Genomic DNA, 1846 nt, shown 5'->3' with positions numbered 1-1846 from the left:
CCGCAACGGGCCTCGGCCGTACGCCCGTGGCTGGTGCTGACCGCCCGGACGATCCTGCGCGACAGTGCCCGGATGGCCGGCCACGACGACCGGCAACCGCTCGACACCCCGCCGTCCCCGCGGGCCGGCACGACCATCGTCCGGGCCATGGACGACCTCGCCGCGGCCCACCGGGACGTGCTGATCGAGCTCTTCTACCAGGGTGTCTCGCTGGAGGACGCGGCAGCCGCCCGGGGCATACCGGTGGAGACGCTCAAGTCCCGGCTCTACTTCGCCATGCGGTCCCTGCGGGTCGTGCTCGATCAGCAGCTCGCCGACCGGCCCGACCCGCAGGGCGGCGGTCACCGCAGGTAGACCAGCCCGTCGGCGATCACGCCGGGGCGGCCCGCGGTGCCCTCGACGACGATCCGGACCGTGTGCTGCGCGCTGTCGGGCCAGGCCCGCGTCCACACCGCGCGCCGGTGCAGCGTCTCGGGCGAGCGCAGGTCGATGATCCCGGCCGGCGCGTCATCGACGAAGACCTGGACCCGGCCGGACACCGCCGTGCGGGACACCGCCAGTGCCGCCGAGCGGCCGGTGAAGGTCCAGCTCAGCGAGGACTCCGCGGCCGTGCTGCGCAGTGCCTGACCGCCCAGGTACGCCGTCCCGGTCACCGTGCTCCAGGTCCCGGTCCGCTCGCCGGCCGTCTCCGCGGTCACCGACGCGGTGCGCTGCACGGCCACCGACCTCGCGTTCCCGGCCCGGTCGGTGGCGCGCAGCCCGTACGAGGTCTCGGCCTCGGGCTTGACGCTGCCGGCCCAGGTCGTCGTGGTGGTGGCCAGCGTGACCGGCGCCGGGGCGGTCAGGGCCAGGCTGCCCAGCCCGCCCGCGTCCGTGACTGCCCAGCGCACCCGGACGGGCACGATCCCGTTGAGCGACCCGGTCCGCAGCGACACGCTGGGTCCGCTGGTGAATTCGGGCAGGGTCCGGTCCACCAGCACGGCCACGCTGGTGATCGATGTCTTGCCGTTCAGGCCGACCGCCCGGACGCGCAGGGTGTGCCGGCCCGAGCTCAGGGTGAGCAGTCGCTGCCGGTCGCCCCGCGGCGCCGACGCGGTGACCACGTCGTCGACGAGCACGTCGAACCGGTACAGCATTGTTGTGGCCGTGCTGACCTGCCAGAACGGCCGGATCGTGCCCCGCGTGTAGTAGGTGGTGCCGACCTTGGTGGCGCCGTTCACCTTGGTCACCGCGAGGCCGCTGGGGGCGGCACCGGCGGTGCTGCGGATGGAGCCGAGCTGCGCGTACAGGGTGTTGCCGGGGCATTCCGTCTTGCCGGTGTCGCGGTGCCCGGAGACCCGGTTCAGCATCGCCGTGCTGCCCTTGGCGTAGCGGTCGCTGCCGCTGGAGGTCATCGCGACCCGGCCGGTCGGCGTGTTGCCGTACGCCCCGATCTTGTACGCCGCGACCTGCGCGATCACCCGCTTGACGGAGGCCGGGACGCCGGTGCCGGAGTAGTTGCCGAGCACCGCGATGGCGCTGCTGCGGGCGTTGAAACCGAGGGTGTGCGCGCCCAGCACCGGCCGGGTGACACCACCGGCGCGGCCCTCGAACAGGGTCCCGCACTTGTCGACCAGGAAGTTGTAGCCGATGTCGTCCCAGTGATTGCTCTTCACGTGGTACGCCTGGATGCTGCGCACGATCGCCGCGGACTGGGCACAGCTGTAGTTGTTGGTCCCCGCCGTGTGGTGCACGAAGACCACCTGCACGTCGGTGGAGTATTCGGGCGCGCCCTGCACGATCTTCTCGTTGGCCCCCCACCGGGCCCGGCTGACCACCGCCGGGGCGGGTCGCGGCGGCACGGTGA

Annotated in this window: 2 protein-coding genes; one reads left to right on the top strand and one right to left on the bottom strand. The window is 73.0% G+C overall.

The window, feature by feature from the left end:
• The coding region (locus tag AB0C29_RS46410) for a sigma factor-like helix-turn-helix DNA-binding protein (RefSeq protein ID WP_360834499.1) at positions 1–354 on the top strand (354 nt) is incomplete at its 5' end.
• Here the strand turns inward: AB0C29_RS46410 and AB0C29_RS46405 are convergent.
• The coding region (locus AB0C29_RS46405; RefSeq protein WP_360834497.1) for a peptidoglycan recognition protein at positions 342–1846 on the bottom strand (1505 nt) is incomplete at its 5' end. The genes AB0C29_RS46410 and AB0C29_RS46405 overlap by 13 nt on opposite strands.

It is taken from the genome of Actinoplanes sp. NPDC048791 (genome assembly GCF_040650095.1).
GTDB lineage: Bacteria > Actinomycetota > Actinomycetes > Mycobacteriales > Micromonosporaceae > Actinoplanes.
The sequence above is the reverse complement of the archived record's forward strand: the minus strand, read 5'-3'. Positions and strand labels throughout refer to the sequence as shown.